Below are 350 nucleotides of genomic sequence, written 5' to 3' on the forward strand. Positions count from 1 at the left end.
GGCGGGAAGAATACACTCATCGATAGTAGATGGACGATATTTCTGTTCAAGAATGTGTTCTTTTTCATTTACGGTAATCATAATTTCCTCATTCAAGTTTTAGTGTAAATTATAAAGGGCCGAAGCCCTTTATTAAAAATCGTGGGTAGAATCAGCTTCAAGAGCTACTACATAATTCGCGTGTTCACCTTCAAATTTAGCAGCACCTTGTTTACCTTTTGCCCAGAGCAGAAGTTTATAATTTCCTGGTTGCATTTTCATATTTGCCATATTGATAATGAAATTAAATGTATTTTCACCATCATAATCACCAAGAGTCAAAGAATATTTAACACGGGTCAGAGCAGAAG

At 35.4% G+C, this 350-nt stretch carries 1 pseudogene; it reads right to left on the minus strand.

The window, feature by feature from the left end:
- Window positions 1-132: 132 nt before the first annotated feature.
- Window positions 133-350, minus strand: a pseudogene (locus BRSPCE3_RS35815) (hypothetical protein); the annotation flags it as partial.

This window comes from Bradyrhizobium sp. Ce-3 (assembly GCF_022835695.1).
In the GTDB taxonomy this organism is placed as follows: domain Bacteria; phylum Pseudomonadota; class Alphaproteobacteria; order Rhizobiales; family Xanthobacteraceae; genus Bradyrhizobium.